This window comes from Actinoplanes subglobosus (genome assembly GCF_042650585.1).
GTDB classification, from domain to species: domain Bacteria; phylum Actinomycetota; class Actinomycetes; order Mycobacteriales; family Micromonosporaceae; genus Actinoplanes; species Actinoplanes subglobosus.
Genome location: NZ_JBHSBL010000017.1, coordinates 740,002 through 754,480, shown reverse-complemented (window position 1 = coordinate 754,480; position 14,479 = coordinate 740,002). Strand labels below are relative to the sequence as shown.

General features: G+C 70.4%; 17 protein-coding genes. 9 read left to right on the top strand and 8 right to left on the bottom strand.

All coding sequences use genetic code 11. The annotated features are described in order from the left end of the window. Positions 1–16: 16 nt before the first annotated feature. The 3 genes from ACFO0C_RS21475 to ACFO0C_RS21465 are packed head-to-tail and all read right to left on the bottom strand — an operon-like array spanning position 17 to position 2,553. Positions 17–751: a Type 1 glutamine amidotransferase-like domain-containing protein gene (locus ACFO0C_RS21475; protein ID WP_378068424.1), complete on the bottom strand. Its 735-nt coding sequence runs from the start codon at positions 749–751 to the stop codon at positions 17–19. Next, on the bottom strand, positions 748–1,581 hold the full coding sequence (locus ACFO0C_RS21470) for a nucleotidyltransferase domain-containing protein (RefSeq protein ID WP_378068423.1): 834 nt from the start codon (positions 1,579–1,581) through the stop codon (positions 748–750). The genes ACFO0C_RS21475 and ACFO0C_RS21470 overlap by 4 nt, the downstream gene beginning before the upstream one ends. A 48-nt stretch (positions 1,582–1,629) precedes the next feature. Further along, on the bottom strand, positions 1,630–2,553 hold the full coding sequence (locus tag ACFO0C_RS21465) for a G5 domain-containing protein (RefSeq protein WP_378068422.1): 924 nt from the start codon (positions 2,551–2,553) through the stop codon (positions 1,630–1,632). A 199-nt stretch (positions 2,554–2,752) separates the two neighbouring features. On the opposite strand from ACFO0C_RS21465, the gene ACFO0C_RS21460 reads away from it, so the two are divergent. Both ACFO0C_RS21460 and ACFO0C_RS21455 read left to right on the top strand, forming a co-directional pair. Then, positions 2,753–3,202, top strand: coding sequence for a MarR family winged helix-turn-helix transcriptional regulator (locus ACFO0C_RS21460; protein WP_378068421.1), 450 nt, complete (start codon positions 2,753–2,755; stop codon positions 3,200–3,202). A 233-nt stretch (positions 3,203–3,435) separates the two neighbouring features. Beyond that, positions 3,436–4,056 (top strand): phosphoesterase PA-phosphatase, encoded by a 621-nt coding sequence (locus ACFO0C_RS21455; RefSeq protein WP_378068420.1) that lies wholly within the window; start codon positions 3,436–3,438, stop codon positions 4,054–4,056. A 215-nt stretch (positions 4,057–4,271) separates the two neighbouring features. Here ACFO0C_RS21455 and ACFO0C_RS21450 read toward each other — a convergent pair whose 3' ends face one another. Continuing rightward, the gene (locus ACFO0C_RS21450; RefSeq protein ID WP_378068419.1) at positions 4,272–4,874 is read right to left on the bottom strand and encodes a TetR family transcriptional regulator C-terminal domain-containing protein; all 603 of its coding nucleotides are present in this window, start codon (positions 4,872–4,874) and stop codon (positions 4,272–4,274) included. Between the two features lie 62 nt (positions 4,875–4,936). On the opposite strand from ACFO0C_RS21450, the gene ACFO0C_RS21445 reads away from it, so the two are divergent. Continuing rightward, complete coding sequence (locus ACFO0C_RS21445; RefSeq protein ID WP_378068418.1) at positions 4,937–5,434, top strand: GNAT family N-acetyltransferase; 498 nt, start codon at positions 4,937–4,939, stop codon at positions 5,432–5,434. Between the two features lie 6 nt (positions 5,435–5,440). On the opposite strand, the gene ACFO0C_RS21440 is transcribed toward ACFO0C_RS21445, so the two are convergent. From ACFO0C_RS21440 to ychF, 4 genes are all read right to left on the bottom strand, one after another. After that, positions 5,441–5,731: a DUF1905 domain-containing protein gene (locus tag ACFO0C_RS21440; protein WP_378068417.1), complete on the bottom strand. Its 291-nt coding sequence runs from the start codon at positions 5,729–5,731 to the stop codon at positions 5,441–5,443. Positions 5,732–5,769: 38 nt separating this feature from the next. After that, positions 5,770–6,165 (bottom strand): hypothetical protein, encoded by a 396-nt coding sequence (locus ACFO0C_RS21435; RefSeq protein WP_378068416.1) that lies wholly within the window; start codon positions 6,163–6,165, stop codon positions 5,770–5,772. After that, entirely contained in the window at positions 6,162–6,401 is a 240-nt protein-coding gene (locus ACFO0C_RS21430; RefSeq protein ID WP_378068415.1) for a hypothetical protein, read from the bottom strand. The genes ACFO0C_RS21435 and ACFO0C_RS21430 overlap by 4 nt, the downstream gene beginning before the upstream one ends. A gap of 92 nt (positions 6,402–6,493) precedes the next feature. After that, a complete protein-coding gene (gene ychF / locus ACFO0C_RS21425; protein ID WP_378068414.1) occupies positions 6,494–7,579 on the bottom strand; it encodes a redox-regulated ATPase YchF in 1,086 nt (361 codons plus the stop codon). Between the two features lie 253 nt (positions 7,580–7,832). On the opposite strand from ychF, the gene ACFO0C_RS21420 reads away from it, so the two are divergent. The 6 genes from ACFO0C_RS21420 (at position 7,833) to ACFO0C_RS21395 (ending at position 14,427) form a co-directional block, all read left to right on the top strand. Then, entirely contained in the window at positions 7,833–8,201 is a 369-nt protein-coding gene (locus ACFO0C_RS21420; protein ID WP_378068413.1) for a peptidase inhibitor family I36 protein, read from the top strand. A gap of 4 nt (positions 8,202–8,205) precedes the next feature. Then, positions 8,206–9,126 carry a hypothetical protein gene (locus ACFO0C_RS21415; protein WP_378068412.1) on the top strand — a complete coding sequence of 307 codons (921 nt, stop codon included), beginning with the start codon at positions 8,206–8,208 and terminating at the stop codon, positions 9,124–9,126. Positions 9,127–9,186: 60 nt separating this feature from the next. After that, the gene (locus ACFO0C_RS21410; RefSeq protein WP_378068411.1) at positions 9,187–10,647 is read left to right on the top strand and encodes a DNA-3-methyladenine glycosylase 2 family protein; all 1,461 of its coding nucleotides are present in this window, start codon (positions 9,187–9,189) and stop codon (positions 10,645–10,647) included. Positions 10,648–10,790: 143 nt separating this feature from the next. Continuing rightward, positions 10,791–11,285, top strand: coding sequence for a methylated-DNA--[protein]-cysteine S-methyltransferase (locus ACFO0C_RS21405; RefSeq protein WP_378068410.1), 495 nt, complete (start codon positions 10,791–10,793; stop codon positions 11,283–11,285). 41 nt (positions 11,286–11,326) lie between these two features. Next, complete coding sequence (valS, locus tag ACFO0C_RS21400; protein WP_378068409.1) at positions 11,327–13,864, top strand: valine--tRNA ligase; 2,538 nt, start codon at positions 11,327–11,329, stop codon at positions 13,862–13,864. Positions 13,865–13,887: 23 nt separating this feature from the next. Next, positions 13,888–14,427: a hypothetical protein gene (locus ACFO0C_RS21395; protein ID WP_378068408.1), complete on the top strand. Its 540-nt coding sequence runs from the start codon at positions 13,888–13,890 to the stop codon at positions 14,425–14,427. Positions 14,428–14,479: the final 52 nt, after the last annotated feature.

The following is a 14,479-nucleotide window of genomic DNA, read 5'->3' as shown; positions in this document are numbered from 1 at the left end:
TCCCAACGCCTCAAGCCTAGGTCAGGACGCGGGTCGGCAACGGCGTCTCGGTCACCGTCCCGTCGGGGGCGCGCCTCAGCTCGTACCCCCGCGGCCCTTGATGATCGGCGACCGCCTCGGACAGTGACGTGCCCCGGAAGATCAGCCCCGCGCCGTCGTCGGTGGCGTAGCCGTCCGGCAGCATGCCGGACCCGATCAGCTCGTGCATCAGCGGCCGCCGCCGCTCCTCGGCGTCGTAGTGCACGCCGTTGCTGAACGGCAGGAACCCCAGCCCGTCGGTGAATCCGCGCAGCTCGGGGCCGAAACTGTCGGTGCTGCCGCCGACGTGCCAGCAGATCGAGCCGGCCGAGACGCCGCCGAGCACCACCCCGGCCTGCCACGCCTCGTGCAGGATCTCGTCGACGCCGTGCACCCGCCAGACCGCGCACAGGTTCGCGACGCTGCCACCGCCCACCCAGATCACGTCCTGGGCGAGCAGGTGCGCCCGGATGTCGGTGACGTTGGGCATCGGGAAGAGCTGGAGGTGCGAGGCGGTGAAGACGGTGCCCGCGAACGCCGCATAGTAGGCGCCGATCCGCGCCTCGGCGTCGCCGCCGGCCTGGCCGAGGAAGCAGAGACGCGGCGCCTTCGCGGCGTTCGCCAGCTCGGCGGCCAGATAGTGGGCCCGGCCCGGCCGCACGTCCAGCGGGCCACGGCCGCCGGAACGCAGGAAGGCGCTGGTGGCGAGAATGGTGGGGACGTCGGCGGTCACCGCAGCATCATCGCGCACGCGTCGGCGGTCTCCAGGACGAGATCGGCGACCAGGTCGATCGCCGTGCTCAGCCGCATCGGATCGCCGTCGACGGCGGCGAACACCGCGTCCATCCGCGGCTTGAACCGCTCGGGCGCGCCCGGCAGCGATCCGGCCGCGGCCACCGCGCCCTTCTCGTTGACCAGCCAGCGGCCGGCCGCGCCGTGCAGCGCGTGCGCGCACACCCCGGCGATCCGGAACAGACATCCGGCGACGTAGGCGCTGTCGCCGCGCGACACCGCCTTGCGGGCCACCCCGATCAGGAAGTCGGCCTCCCACATCCCGCTCACCAGGGCCTCCGCCAACGGGCGCGGGAAGATCAGGGCGCGACGCCGCAGCCGCTCCAGCTCTCCGGTCGGATCGGCGAGGATCCGGCCGAGAGCCAATTCGCCGGGGTACGAGAAATCGGGCACCCCGAGCGGATGGCCGGCCTGCGTGTGGAAGGCATATCGCCCCTGCTCGGCGTCGGCCCAGCAGCGGTGCACCCGATCGGTGTCCCGGTAGATCCAGTCGACGGCATGCCCGTCGATCCGCAACCAGCCGCCGCCGTCCACCCACGGCCCCCAGCCACCGGTCGCGGTCACTCCGGCACCCGCCCCCGCAACCTCTTTCGCCAGCTCACCGAGCCGCGCGGTGTCCAGCGGGGAACGGTAGTAGAGGCCCAGGTCGGTGTCCGAGTCCTCGGTGTGGGTGCCCCTGGCCCGGCTGCCGCCGAGAACCACACCGACAACGCCGGGAGCCGTCAGCAGCCGGTGGGCGAGATCGGTCAGCTGGGTGTCGGTCAGCGCCATGTCGTCACCGTGTTCCGCTCACGGCTCCGGCGCAACAATCGGTGACCGTCAACACAGTTCGACGGGTTCCAGGCGGGTCGCGTCCATGGCTTCGAGCCCGGCGATCCCGTCCGGGCCCAGCAGGTCCAGGTCCTCGTCGGCGATCAGGACGTCGCCGGAGCCACCCGCCACGGCGGGCGCGGGAACGACCGGGTCGGCGGGTCCCTCGGCCGGGCAGACCGCGGCGGTCCGGGCGAACGGCAGGCAGATACCGAGGATCTGCTCGCAGTCCACGTCAACGTCAACGTCCGGGACGGGACGGCGTGCCGAGCCGACCGCGATCACCCGGTCCTGCGGTTCGTCGGTGATCGCGCTGCTCAGTAGCCTGCGCGAGGTCTGCTTGCCACCGGTCAGCGTGACGAGGTAGCGCAGCGTGCGCTCGCCGGCCGAACCCGGCTTCTCGACGCGACGGGTGCCGCGGAGCATCGACGGGTCCCGGATCACCCGGGTGTCGAACGGGACGGACCGGGTCTCGACGTCGGTCCGGGTGGTGACGACCGGCGCGGCCGCCGCGCGGCGCAGGGCGGGTTCCTGAGCGAGGGTACGGGCGGGACGCGGCCCGGTCCGGTCGGCGCGGTCGTCGGCCACCCGGTCCCGGCGCAGCTGATCGGTCGTCGTCGCCCGCTGCGCCTTCTCGGCCGCCGGCTTCTCCGCCACCGGCGGCGGGGCGGGCGGCACCGGGGTCTCCCCGTGCCGGCGGGGCAGCGGCTCGGCGGCGGCCGCGGCCCGGCTGACCACCTCCGGGCTCTCCTCCAGCCGTGGTGCGCCGAGGTCGGCGTCGATGGCCTGGGCCGTGACGCCGGCCGGCTCCGGAGCGGTCATGGTGGACACGGCGCCGGCCACACCACCACCGACGATCACGAACATCGCGCACGCACCGGCGGTCATCCGGACGCCGAACGGGAGTCGGGCCCACCAAGACTTTCGTGGCATTTCGAGCAAATGCTGCCAAGAGTCACTAGTTGTCTGGTTTTGCACCAAAGCATTGTCACTCTCCACGGCGCGCGGGCAAGTCACCACCCGTCACCCGAAATGCTGACTCCCGCGCCCCGACACCATCGCCACGCGTTGCCCCGGCGAGGCGCAAAGTCGACAGCCGCCGGACGTGCGCCGCGGCCGTACGATCGACCGCATGCCCGCGCCTGTGCCTCTCAGCCCGGACGAGGAGGCCGTGATGCGCGCCCTCGGCCGGTTCCTGCTGGTCATGCCGCGTGCCCTCGACGCCGACCTGATGCGCGAGCAGCGGATGTCCGCGAGTGAGTATGCGGTGTTGCGCCACCTCTCCGAGACACCCGGCCACTCCCTGCGGATGAGCGAACTCGCCACCGCGTGCGACATGTCACTCAGCGGGATGACACGGCTCGCCGCCAAACTCGAGTCGCTCGGCTGCCTGCGTCGCATCCGCTGCCAGGAGGACGCACGCGGCGCCAACGCGGTCCTCACCGAGAAAGGGCTGGAGCGGCTCCGGGAGGCATGGCCCACCCATCTGGCGAGCGTCCGCCGGCACATCTTCGACCACCTCGACGGAATCGACCTGGGCCGTCTGGCCGGCGCGTTCGCCGCGATGGCCGCCGAGCACTGACGCGCCCCTCCCCGCCGCACCCCTCCCCGCCGCACGCCCTCCCCGCCGCACGCCCTCCCCGCCGCACGCCCTCCCTCGTCCCGGCCTCCTCCGCATTTCGCACCATTTGACCGTTCATCTGGCGCATTCCGGCTGGCCTGCGCGTTTCGTCGTGCCGGTTTTTCTGGCGCATTACGTCAGCCTCCGCGTTTCGTGCCGCCGGGCCGGGGCCTCGCGATTGCGATGATCTACCCGTGCTGAACGCTGCCACCGACGACACCCGCACGACGCCGGCCGCCCTCGACCGGATCGCCATCGTCGTCTCCGAGGTGCTCGCCCCCGCCGTCCTGGTCGCCGTCCTGTTGCTCACCGTCGGCTGGCACGCCGGCGACACCCCCGGCGTGTCCCGCTGGTGGGGGCTGCCCGGAGCGCTGTTCGCCGCGGTCATCCCGCTCGGCTACGTGCTGCACGGCGTACGTCGCGGCCGCCTCACCAACCACCACATCCCGGAACGCGCCGACCGCCGGATCCCGCTGCTCTTCGGCACCGCGTCGCTGATCGCCGGCCTGGTCCTGATGCTGGCTCTGGGCGCACCCCGCGAGGTCCTCGCCCTGCTCACCGCCGGCGGCGTCGGACTGGCCACGTTCGCCCTGGTCACCCACTGGTGGAAGATGTCCATCCACGCCGGCGTCGCGGCCGGCACGGTGTCCGCGCTGACCGCCGTCTACGGCGAGATCGCCCTGATCGGTGCGCCACTGGTACTGCTCGGTTGCTGGGCCCGGGTCCGGCTGACCGCGCACACGCCGGCCCAGGTGGTCGCCGGAGCCCTGGTCGGCGCCCTCATCGCCGGCACGGTCTTCCCACTGCTCCGCTGACCCGCCACCCATCACCGCCCAGCCGGCCACCTCTGCCCGCGCCCGCCGCCCGCCACTCGCCGCCCGCGCCCGCCGCCCGCCACTCGCCGCCCGCGCCCGCCGCCCGCCACTCGCCGCCCGCGCCCGCCGCCCGCCACTCGCCGCCCGCGCCCGCCGCCCGCCGCCCGCCGCCCGCGATCTTGACCGATCGACCACCGCCTCCGGTGGAAAAGAAGTCAAGATCTGCGCTCGGCGGCGAGCCCGTAGGCGGTGAGGGTGGCATCGAGCATCCGTTCCTGGTCGGCCGCGGGAAAGGCGTCCGGATCGGCGGCGGCATAGGCGGCCACCCCCTCGGTCATCGCGATCAGTGCCAGGGCGACCGTCGCCACCCGCTCGGCCGTCCACTCCGGAGCGGCGGCGGCGGTGAGTCGCTCGACCCGTTCCCGCCAGGCCCGGTTGTTGCGCCGGTGCTCGGCGATCAGCTCCTCGTCGGCGACCGCCGCGGCCAGAAAGCCCATCCACACGATCGCCTCCTGCCGGGTCTGCTCGTCGACAGCCATCCCCTGGTGCAGGATCGCCCGCAGCGCCGCCCGGGGTGTCGCCGCCTCCACCTCCAGCGCCTCGACCCGGGCCCGGGTCACCTGGTGGAGCAGTTGCCGGGCGTGCAGCAGGAGCGCCTGCCGGTTCGGGAACCGGTGCATGACCAGCCCGGTCGTACACCCCGCGGCCGCCGCGACGGCCCGCACGGTGAGCCGCTCCAGCCCCTGCCCGGCCAGCACACTCCACACCGCCCGGGACAGCGCCTCGCCCTGCGCCGACCGATCCGCGGTACGTGACACGCGTCGCACCCCCTCACTCGTAACAGCTGTTACCGTAACATCCGTTCCGAATGGAGGATGCCATGCTCTGGACCATCGAACCCCGCCCCTGGGACGACCCCGCCGGCGCCGCACTCCGCGCGGCCCAGCGATCCGAGCTCGACGCCCGCTACGGCACCACCGACCACGAGCCCGGCACCCCGCCGTCGGCAGCCGACATCGACCTGTTCCTGGTCGCGCTGACCGCCGACGGCGACCCGGTGGGGTGCGGCGCCCTCCGCCGCCTGGACCCGGCAACCGCCGAGGTCAAGCGCATGTATGTGGCTCCGGCCGCCCGCGGTTGCGGCATCTCCACCGCCATCCTGCGAGCCCTGGAGACCGCCGCCCTGGATCACGGCTGGACCACGATCAGACTGGAGACCGGCCCGGCCCAGCCGGACGCGATGCGGTTCTACGAGCGCGAGGGATACCACGAGATCCCGCTCTTCGGCGCCTACATCGGCTCCGACCTCTCGGTCTGTTATGAGCGGATGCTGACCCCTGGTAATTCGCTACCGGTCTCATCCCGCCCGCGCCCTTGACGGATGTCAGGATTTGACGGCCGGGCGCAGGGTGACCGTGACATGGTCGCCTTCGCCGACGCCTTCGGCCTTGCGGACGGCGTCCTTGAGCGGCACCAGGTACCGGCCGTCCTTCGGGAAGAGCGCAGTCCGGAACTCGGTGCCCCCGAGCACGACCATCACCGGCACCTGGCCCCAGTAGATGAGCGATCGGGCTTCTTCCTTGAGCTCAGCGCTGTCAGCCTCGGACATGGCGACGAAGAAGAAGGGCGCCGGCCCACGCCACTCGATGATCTCACCGTCGAAAACCCACTCCACGGTGAGTCATTGAACCAGCTTCCAAGAGCGAACGCCGCCTACAGACTGATGACGCGGACCCGCCGCCCGCACAGCTTAACCATGTCGTCGACATCAGAAGTCAGGACCGCCACCGGACCGGGCAGTCGCAGCGCCACCTCGGCGACCATCGCATCGATGGCGTACTTGTGCCCATGCAGCCCCACCGATTTCAGAAGCCCCGCACTGCGCCGGGCGCTCTCCTTCGTCACCGGCTCCACCCGGATCCGGGACAACAGCCAGCTCATCCGCGCGACGTCCACACCGGAGTGGGAGGCCTCGATGATCGTGACGGCGGACATCGCGATGTCGACCCCGTCGCGCTCGGCCTGCTCGAGCAACAGCATCACCTTACGATCGCGGTCGACCCACCCGGACAGACCCTGCGAGTCGAGCACCAGCGATTCAAGGCTCACGCCGCGCGCCTGATCTCCTCGTCACCATGCAGGAGCGCCCTAGCCTCGGCCATCTCCATGTCGGTGAACGCGCCGAACTCGTCCTGGTAGTGGTCCAGTTCCTCACGGAGGAGCCTACGCCGCTCAGCCCGCTCAGCCAGCTCGGTGAGATAGCCGGAGACGTTGTCGGTGTGCGACCTCATGCTCTCCAACAACTCCACCGGCAGCGTGATCGTGACCTTCTTCGTCCGCGCCATCCATCGACCATACCACGGTGTTACCAGCACCGACCGAGCCCACAGAAGGCCGCGCGGGACCGGCCCCGGCACAGCCCCTCAGCAGGCCACGATCAGACGTTGAATCTGAATTCGACGACGTCGCCGTCCTTCATGATGTAGTCCTTGCCCTCCATGCGGACCTTGCCGGCGGCCTTCGCCGCGGACATGGAGCCGGCCGTGACCAGGTCGTCATAGCTGACGATCTCGGCCTTGATGAAACCGCGCTGGAAGTCGGAGTGGATGACCCCGGCCGCCTCGGGGGCGGTGGCGCCGACCGGAACCGTCCAGGCGCGGGCCTCTTTCGGGCCGGCGGTCAGGTAGGTCTGCAGGCCGAGCGTGTCGAAACCGACCCGGATCAGACGGTTGAGGCCGGGCTCGGACTGGCCGGTCGACTGGAGCAGCTCCAGAGCGTCGGCCTCGTCCAGCTCGATCAGCTCGGACTCGATCTTCGCGTCCATGAAGACGGCCTCGGCCGGGGCGACCAGGGCACGCAGCTCATCGAGGAACGCCTCGTTGCCCAGCTCGGTCTCGTCGACGTTGAACACGTACAGGAAAGGCTTTGTGGTCAGCAGGTGCAGCTCGGCCAGCAGCTCCAGCTCGATGCCGGCGGCGCCGGCGCCCTGGTAAAGGGTGACGCCGTCGTTGAGCAGCTTGAACGCGGCCTCGGCGGCGGCCACCGTGGCCGCCTTCTCCTTCTTGAGCTTCGCCTCTTTCTGCAGGCGGGGCAGCGCCTTCTCGACCGTCTGCAGGTCGGCGAGGATCAGCTCGGTGTTGATCGTCTCGATGTCGTCGGCCGGGGACACCTTGCCGTCGACGTGCAGCACGTTCGGGTCGGAGAACGCGCGCACCACCTGGCAGATCGCGGACGCGTCACGGATGTTGGCCAGGAACGCGTTGCCCCGGCCCTGCCCCTTGGACGCGCCGCGGACCAGGCCGGCGATGTCGACGAAGCTCACCGGCGCGGGCAGGATCTTCTCGCTGCCGAACAGCTCGGCCAGCTTGTTCAGCCGCTCGTCGGGCAGGCCGACCACGCCGACGTTGGGCTCGATCGTCGCGAACGGGTAGTTCGCGGCGAGCACGTCGTTCTTGGTCAGGGCGTTGAACAGGGTGCTCTTGCCGACGTTGGGCAGGCCGACGATTCCGATGGTGAGGCTCACGGAACGCCAGTCTACGCAAGCGTCATCGGAGGAACCTCCGCAGTTCGGCGGCCACCTTGACCACCTTGACCCACAGACGTCGACCACGGTCGGCCATCGTCAACCTGGATTGACACTCGGTCCAGTTTGTGACATCGAAGACCTTGACGATCCACGGGGGAGACCCCGAGAATCCATGCCGACCAGATGATCGACATCGGTCGAAACCGGGAGCGCGGTTCCGCCGCACTCCCAACAACGGGGAGAACTGAATATGCGTTTCCGTCTGCTCATGGCGTCGTTGACCGTCGCCGCAGCAACCGTGGCCTCCGGCATCGCCGCCGGCCCCGCACAGGCCGGCCTCGGGGAGGACTGCCCCTCCGGTGCCCTGTGCGCCTACACCATCGACTGGATGGAAGGCACGCGCGGCCAGGTCTACGCCAACAACACCAACCTGCTGCAGTACTACGCGTTCAACAACGCGCACTCGGTCTACAACAACGGCAACGACTGCAACGTCCGTATCTTCTCCGGCAAGAGCTACACCGGAACGGGCGTGACCATCAGCCGCGACCACTTCATCCAGCAGCTGCAGACCACACCCTGGTACAACAACATCGCCTCTAACAAGTGGTGCGTGTGACCTCATGCGTCGCCTCAGCTCGCTGATCGTGGCGATGCTGGCATGGAGTGCGGCCGGGTGCACGTCGGCGCCCGGCCCCACCCCTGCCCTGACACCGGTCCCGGGACCACGGCCCTTCGGCGCCATCACCTATCCCGCCCCCGCCGATCAGCGCCTCGTCCACATCGCGACCGAATCCCTGATCCGCGACTGCATGCGCGCCAAGGGCCACGACTACCAGCCGATCCCCCCGGCCGACGTGACCCGCTCCTCCGCCGCGAACCCGTACGCCCTGCTCGACCCGGCACGCGCCCGCGCCGACGGGTACGGCATCGTCGGCGAGGCCCTCAACGGCTCGGGTGGACTGCCGCCGAACCCGAACAAGGACGCCCTCGCCGCGCTCGACCCGAAGGAACGGCAGGCGTGGGAGGCAGCCCTGAGCGGTACGCCGGGCCACACCCGCACCGTGGAGATCCCCGGCGGCGCGAAGCTCACGTTCATGACGGACGGATGCGGCTACACCGCCCAGCGCACGCTGCGCGGCGACGACTGGGACCGGCTGTGGGCGCACGCCGAGGCCAGCACCAACGAGGTCATCAGCCGCGTCACCGAGGCCGCGACGGTCAAGGGCGCCGTGGTCGAGTGGTCGTCGTGCATGACGAAGGCCGGGCACACCTACAGCGACCTGCAAGGCCCGCGCGGTGACATCATCGACCGCTGGCAGGCCGCGACGACCTCCGAAACCCGCAAGACCGTCGCACAGTACGAACTCCGCGTCGCCCGCGACGACAGCCGCTGCGAACAGTCGACGAAACTGGCGGAGGTCGTACAGGCCGCGCAGGACCAGGCCGAACGCGAACTGACCACGCCGGAACTCACCGCCACCCACGCCGCACTCCGCGCCGCCTGGGCCTCCGCCACGACACAGGCCGCCACCATCGCCTGAACCACGGTCATGTCCGAAACCCGCCAGCCGTGAGCCCGGCGGCGGCGCAGACTCGAAGCCATGGAACTGGACTTCGAACGGTGCTACCGGGCGGTCGACAGCCGTGACCAGCGGTTCGACGGCTGGTTCTACACCGCCGTGAAAACCACCGGCATCTACTGCCGGCCGTCCTGCCCGGCCGTCACACCGAAACGCGAGAACGTCGCGTTCCACCCCAGCGCGGCCGCCGCACAACGGGCCGGCTTCCGTGCCTGCCGCCGGTGCCGGCCCGACGCCGCACCCGGCTCCCCCGAGTGGGACACCCGCGCCGACACGGTCGGCCGTGCCATGCGTCTCATCGGCGACGGCATCGTCGACCGGGAAGGCGTTCCCGGACTCGCCGGACGGCTCGGATACACCGAACGGCACCTCAACCGGATGCTCACCGCCGAACTCGGGGCCGGGCCACTCGCGCTCGCGCGAGCCCAGCGCGCCCAGACCGCCCGGATCCTCGTCGAGACGACCGACCTCGGGCTCGCCGAGATCGCGTTCGCCGCCGGATTCGGCAGCGTGCGGCAGTTCAACGACACGATGCTCGAGGTGTATGCGCGGTCACCCAGCCAGATGCGGGAGAAACGGCCCGCCGGACGGGCCGAGGCGGGGGTCGTCAATCTGCGGCTCGCGTACCGGCCGCCGCTGCACGCGGAGTCGCTGCTCACGTTCTTCGCCGGACGGACCCTGCCCGGCGTCGATGCGGTCACGGATGGGGCGTACCGGCGAGGGTTGAACCTGCCGCACGGGGCAGGGACCGTGTCGTTGCGACCCGGGGACCGGGTCGTCCATGCCACGCTGCGGCTCGATGACGTGCGGGATCTGGCACCGGCCGTGGCGCGTTGCCGGCGGCTGTTCGATCTGGACGCCGATCCGGTGGCGGTGGACGGGCTGCTCGGCGGGGATCCGGCGCTGGCCGCCGCGGTCGAGGCGGAGCCGGGGGTGCGGGTGCCGCGGGCCGTCGACGGATTCGAGATGGCTGTCCGGGCTGTGGTGGGTCAGCAGGTGAGCGTGGCCGGGGCTCGGACGACGCTGGGGCGGATGTTGCGGGCGGCCGCCGTCGCTGTCTCGGGGGAACCCACCCCCATCCCCCAAACCGATACCACCGCGGACCTCGCCGGTTTCCCGTCGGCCGACGTCATAGCCGCCCTGCCCGACACCGCGTTCGGCATGCCCACGGCCCGCCGCTCCACCATCCGCGCTCTGGCCGAGGCGGTAGCCGCCGGCAAGCTCGACCTCGACCCCACAGCCGACCGGGCGGAGACGGTGGCACGCCTCACCGAGCTGCCCGGCATCGGCCCCTGGACCGCCGGTTATGTCGCCATGCGCGCGATCGGCGACCCCGACGTCTTCCTCCCCACCGACCTGGCGGCCCGCCGTGGTGCGGAGGCTCTCGGTCTGCCCGCCACTGCCAAAACCCTTTCGTCGTACGCCGAACGCTGGCGCCCGTGGCGCTCCTATGCACTGATCCGCCTGTGGCGTGCCGCGTAACGAACCTACCCGTCGGCGCACCCGGCCGGACGGTTGTCCACATTGCTGGAAGTGCCTCCGCGGCTATCCACAGATCAGCCGTTCCGTGGCGCACGGACCGCGAGAAGACGTCACGCTGTAGGCCCCCGAACGAGGAGACAACGATGTTGCTGCATTCGACTTTGGACACCCCGGCCGGCTCGTTCACCGTGGTGGTGACGAAGACCGGGGCGGTGCGCGCGGCCGGTTTCACCACCGATGTGGCCGAGTTGCTGAAGCTGGTGCATCCGGTGCTGCTGGAGCCGGCGCGCCCGGGTGATCCGGGTGATGTGGGTCCCGCGGTCCGGGCCTATCTGGAGGGCGACCTGACCGCGATCGACGCGATCGAGGTGGAGCAGCACACGGCAGGCGCGTTCATGTCGCACGCGTGGCGGGTGATGCGGGGCATCAAACCGGGTGCCCCGGTGACCTACACGGGTTTCGCCGAGTTGTCCGGCCGGCCGGCGGCGGTGCGGGCCGCGGCGGCGGCGTGTGCCCGCAATCCGGTGGCCCTGTTCACGCCGTGTCATCGGGTGCTGCGGACGGATGGGTCGCTCGGCGGTTACCGCTGGGGTCTGCACGTCAAGGAGTGGCTGTTGCAGCACGAGTCGGCCGCTTAATCGCATGGCGGCGCGTTGGTGGCGGTCCTACGCTGACCGGCATGACTGATACGGGAATCGGCCGTCACGGTCTCCCCGAGCGGCCGTCGCTGGACGGGCTCGAGGAGAAGTGGGCGCCGCGCTGGCAGGAGGAGGGCACATACGCGTTCGACCGTTCGAAGGAGCGGGCCGACGTGTATGCGATCGACACACCTCCGCCGACCGTATCGGGCTCGTTGCACATCGGGCACGTCTTCTCGTATACGCACACCGACACGGTCGCGCGGTTCCAGCGGATGCGTGGCAAGGCCGTCTTCTATCCGATGGGGTTCGACGACAACGGCCTGCCGACCGAGCGCCGGGTTCAGAACCTGTTCGGTGTCCGATGTGATCCGTCGCTGCCCTATGACCCGTCGTGGGAGCCGCCGGTGAAGGCGCCGAAGGATCCGGTCTCGGTCTCGCGGCGAAATTTCGTCGAGTTGTGTGGCCGGTTGACGGTCGAGGACGAGAAGGGTTTCGAGGCGCTGTGGCGGCGGCTCGGGTTGTCGGTCGACTGGGGCCTGACGTATACGACGATCGGTGAGCGGGCGCGGGCGGTTTCGCAGCGGGCGTTCCTGGCGAACCTCGCGGCTGGTCAGGCGTATTCGGCGGAGGCGCCGACGCTGTGGGACATCGGATTCCGGACGGCTGTCGCGCAGGCGGAGCTGGAGGATCGGCAGCGGCCGGGCGCCTATCACCGGTTGCGGTTCCACGGGCCGGACGGTCCGGTCGAGATCGACACGACGCGGCCGGAACTGCTGCCGGCGTGTGTCGCACTGGTTCACCATCCCGGTGATCCCCGCTTCGCGGGTCTCACATCGGTCCGCACGCCGTTCTTCGACGTGGAGGTCCCGGTTCGGGCCCATCCGCTGGCGGCAGCCGACAAGGGTACGGGTATCGCGATGGTCTGCACGTTCGGCGACCTGACCGATGTCACGTGGTGGCGGGATCTGGCTCTGGAGACGAGGGTCGTCCTGGGCCGTGACGGCCGGTTCCTGCCGGATGCTCCGGCGGGTGTCCCGGTCGCCGCCTATCAAGGGCTGGCCGGTCTGACGGTCAACGCGGCGCGCGCCGAGACGGTCCGGCTCCTGCGGGAGTCCGGTGATCTGCTGGGTGAGCCGACGCCGATCACGCATCCGGTCAAGTTCTATGAGCGGGGCGACCGGCCGTTGGAGATCGTCACGAGCCGGCAGTGGTTCATCCGCAACGGCGGGCGTGATCAACGGTTGCGGGAGGAGTTGCTGGCCCGTGGCCGGGAGTTGCGCTGGGTTCCGGAGAGCATGCGTCACCGCTACGACCATTGGGTCGGTGGCCTGACCGGTGACTGGCTGATCAGCCGGCAGCGGTTCTTCGGTGTCGCGATTCCGGTGTGGTACGAGTTGGATGCCGCCGGTGAGCCCGACTACGAGCGGCCGCTTCTGCCGGATGACGCGGCGTTGCCGGTCGACCCTTCGTCGGACTGCCCGCCGGGGTGGTCGGAGGAGCAGCGGGATGTTCCGGGTGGTTTCACCGCCGACCCGGATGTCATGGATACGTGGGCGACGTCGTCGTTGAGTCCACAGATCGTCACGGGCTGGAGCACCGACCCGGAGCTGCATGCCCGTACGTATCCGATGGATCTGCGCCCGCAGGGCCAGGAGATCATCCGGACCTGGCTGTTCTCGTCGGTGTTGCGGGCCGGCCAGCTCACCGGCGGTCTGCCGTGGCAGCGGGCGGTGCTGTCCGGGTGGATTCTCGACCCGGACCACAAGAAGATCTCGAAGTCGCTGGGCAACGAGGTGGAGACACCGATCCAACTGCTCGAGCAGTACGGGTCGGACGCTGTTCGGTACTGGGCGGCGTGCGGTCGTCCGGGTGCTGATCTGGCGTTCGAGCCGGCCCAGTTGAAGGTGGGCCGTCGGCTGGCGATGAAGCTGCTGAACGCGTCGAGGTTCGCACTGGGACTGGGTGCGGCGGACGCGTTGCGGCAGCCGGTCACCGAACCCCTGGACCGGGCGATGCTGGGCCGGCTGGCGGAGGTGATCGTCACGGCGACGGCGGCGTTCGAGGACTACCAGCACACCGATGCGCTGCAGGCGACGGAGACGTTCTTCTGGACGTTCTGCGACGACTACATCGAGCTGGTCAAGAACCGGGCGTACGCGGAGGGCCCGGCCGGTGACTCGGCGCGGGCGGCGCTCGCCTCGGGGCTGTCGGTGCTGTTGCGGCTGTTCGCGCCGTTCCTGCCGTTCGTGGCCGAGGAGATCTGGTCGTGGTGGCGTTACGGGTCGGTGCACCGGTCGACGTGGCCGACCCGGTACGAGTTGTCCCGGGTGGCACCGGAGAGTGATCCGACGCTGCTGGATCTGGCCGGTGAGGCTCTGCGGCAGGTCCGCCGGGCCAAGTCTGATCGGAAGCTGTCGATGAAGACGGAGGTTCCACTGGCGGAGGCGCTCGGGCCGGCAGAGTTGCTGGACCGGCTGGAGTCGATCGACGGTGATTTTCGAGCCGCCGCGCGGATCGGGAAGCTGGACCTGCTCCGGGACCGCACCCCAGAGCTTGTGATCGCCTGCGCATTCTGAGCGGGGCGGCCACCATAGGAGGCATGTCGATCGCCCCTGAGGAGGTCCGGGCCCCGGCCCGGGACGCGGTGTTGTTCCGGTCGTCGCCGGCCCGGACCTTCGTCATGGTGTTCGCGGTGCTGATGGTCGCCTATCTGGCGGTCTCCCCCGTCGTGGGGTGGGTCGCCGGTGACAGCGGGGACCCGTGGTGGGTGACCGCCGCGCAGGCGGTGCTCGTCGGCGCCGCCGTGGCGGGGGCGTATGCGGTTTCGGCGAGGGCGGCTCTGCCGACGTGGGTGCGGGTGTCGTCGGGTGGTCTGGAGCTGGCCGCGCAGGATTCCGATCCGGTGCTGCTGGACTGGGCGGACATCGCGGCTGTGGTGATCCGGCGGGACGGGCTACGGACGGTTCTCGACGTGGTTCCGCGGGACCTCGACAGTGTCCATCCGGTGCAGGAGGGCGGTACGGGTGGTCCGGTGCTGACGGACACGCCGCGCGGCCCGGCGTTCACCGCCGATCTGACGCAGATCTGGCCGAGCCCACGAGCGCTGCGCCGAGCCATCAACCGCCACCTGCACCGCTGATGGCTCGGAGCTCGCTGAGCACCGGGACGCCGTGAAAGTCCGGGACGCTGTG

Bases quoted from the DNA above. Each gene is read 5' to 3' on its own strand.
- ACFO0C_RS21470 (WP_378068423.1), bottom strand. From the start codon at position 1,581: ATGGCGCTGACCGACACCCAGCTGACCGATCTCGCCCACCGGCTGCTG.
- ACFO0C_RS21465 (WP_378068422.1), bottom strand. From the start codon at position 2,553: ATGCCACGAAAGTCTTGGTGGGCCCGACTCCCGTTCGGCGTCCGGATG.
- ACFO0C_RS21460 (WP_378068421.1), top strand. From the start codon at position 2,753: ATGCCCGCGCCTGTGCCTCTCAGCCCGGACGAGGAGGCCGTGATGCGC.
- ACFO0C_RS21445 (WP_378068418.1), top strand. From the start codon at position 4,937: ATGCTCTGGACCATCGAACCCCGCCCCTGGGACGACCCCGCCGGCGCC.
- ACFO0C_RS21430 (WP_378068415.1), bottom strand. From the start codon at position 6,401: ATGGCGCGGACGAAGAAGGTCACGATCACGCTGCCGGTGGAGTTGTTG.
- ACFO0C_RS21420 (WP_378068413.1), top strand. From the start codon at position 7,833: ATGCGTTTCCGTCTGCTCATGGCGTCGTTGACCGTCGCCGCAGCAACC.
- ACFO0C_RS21415 (WP_378068412.1), top strand. From the start codon at position 8,206: ATGCGTCGCCTCAGCTCGCTGATCGTGGCGATGCTGGCATGGAGTGCG.
- ACFO0C_RS21410 (WP_378068411.1), top strand. From the start codon at position 9,187: ATGGAACTGGACTTCGAACGGTGCTACCGGGCGGTCGACAGCCGTGAC.
- ACFO0C_RS21405 (WP_378068410.1), top strand. From the start codon at position 10,791: ATGTTGCTGCATTCGACTTTGGACACCCCGGCCGGCTCGTTCACCGTG.
- valS (WP_378068409.1), top strand. From the start codon at position 11,327: ATGACTGATACGGGAATCGGCCGTCACGGTCTCCCCGAGCGGCCGTCG.
- ACFO0C_RS21395 (WP_378068408.1), top strand. From the start codon at position 13,888: ATGTCGATCGCCCCTGAGGAGGTCCGGGCCCCGGCCCGGGACGCGGTG.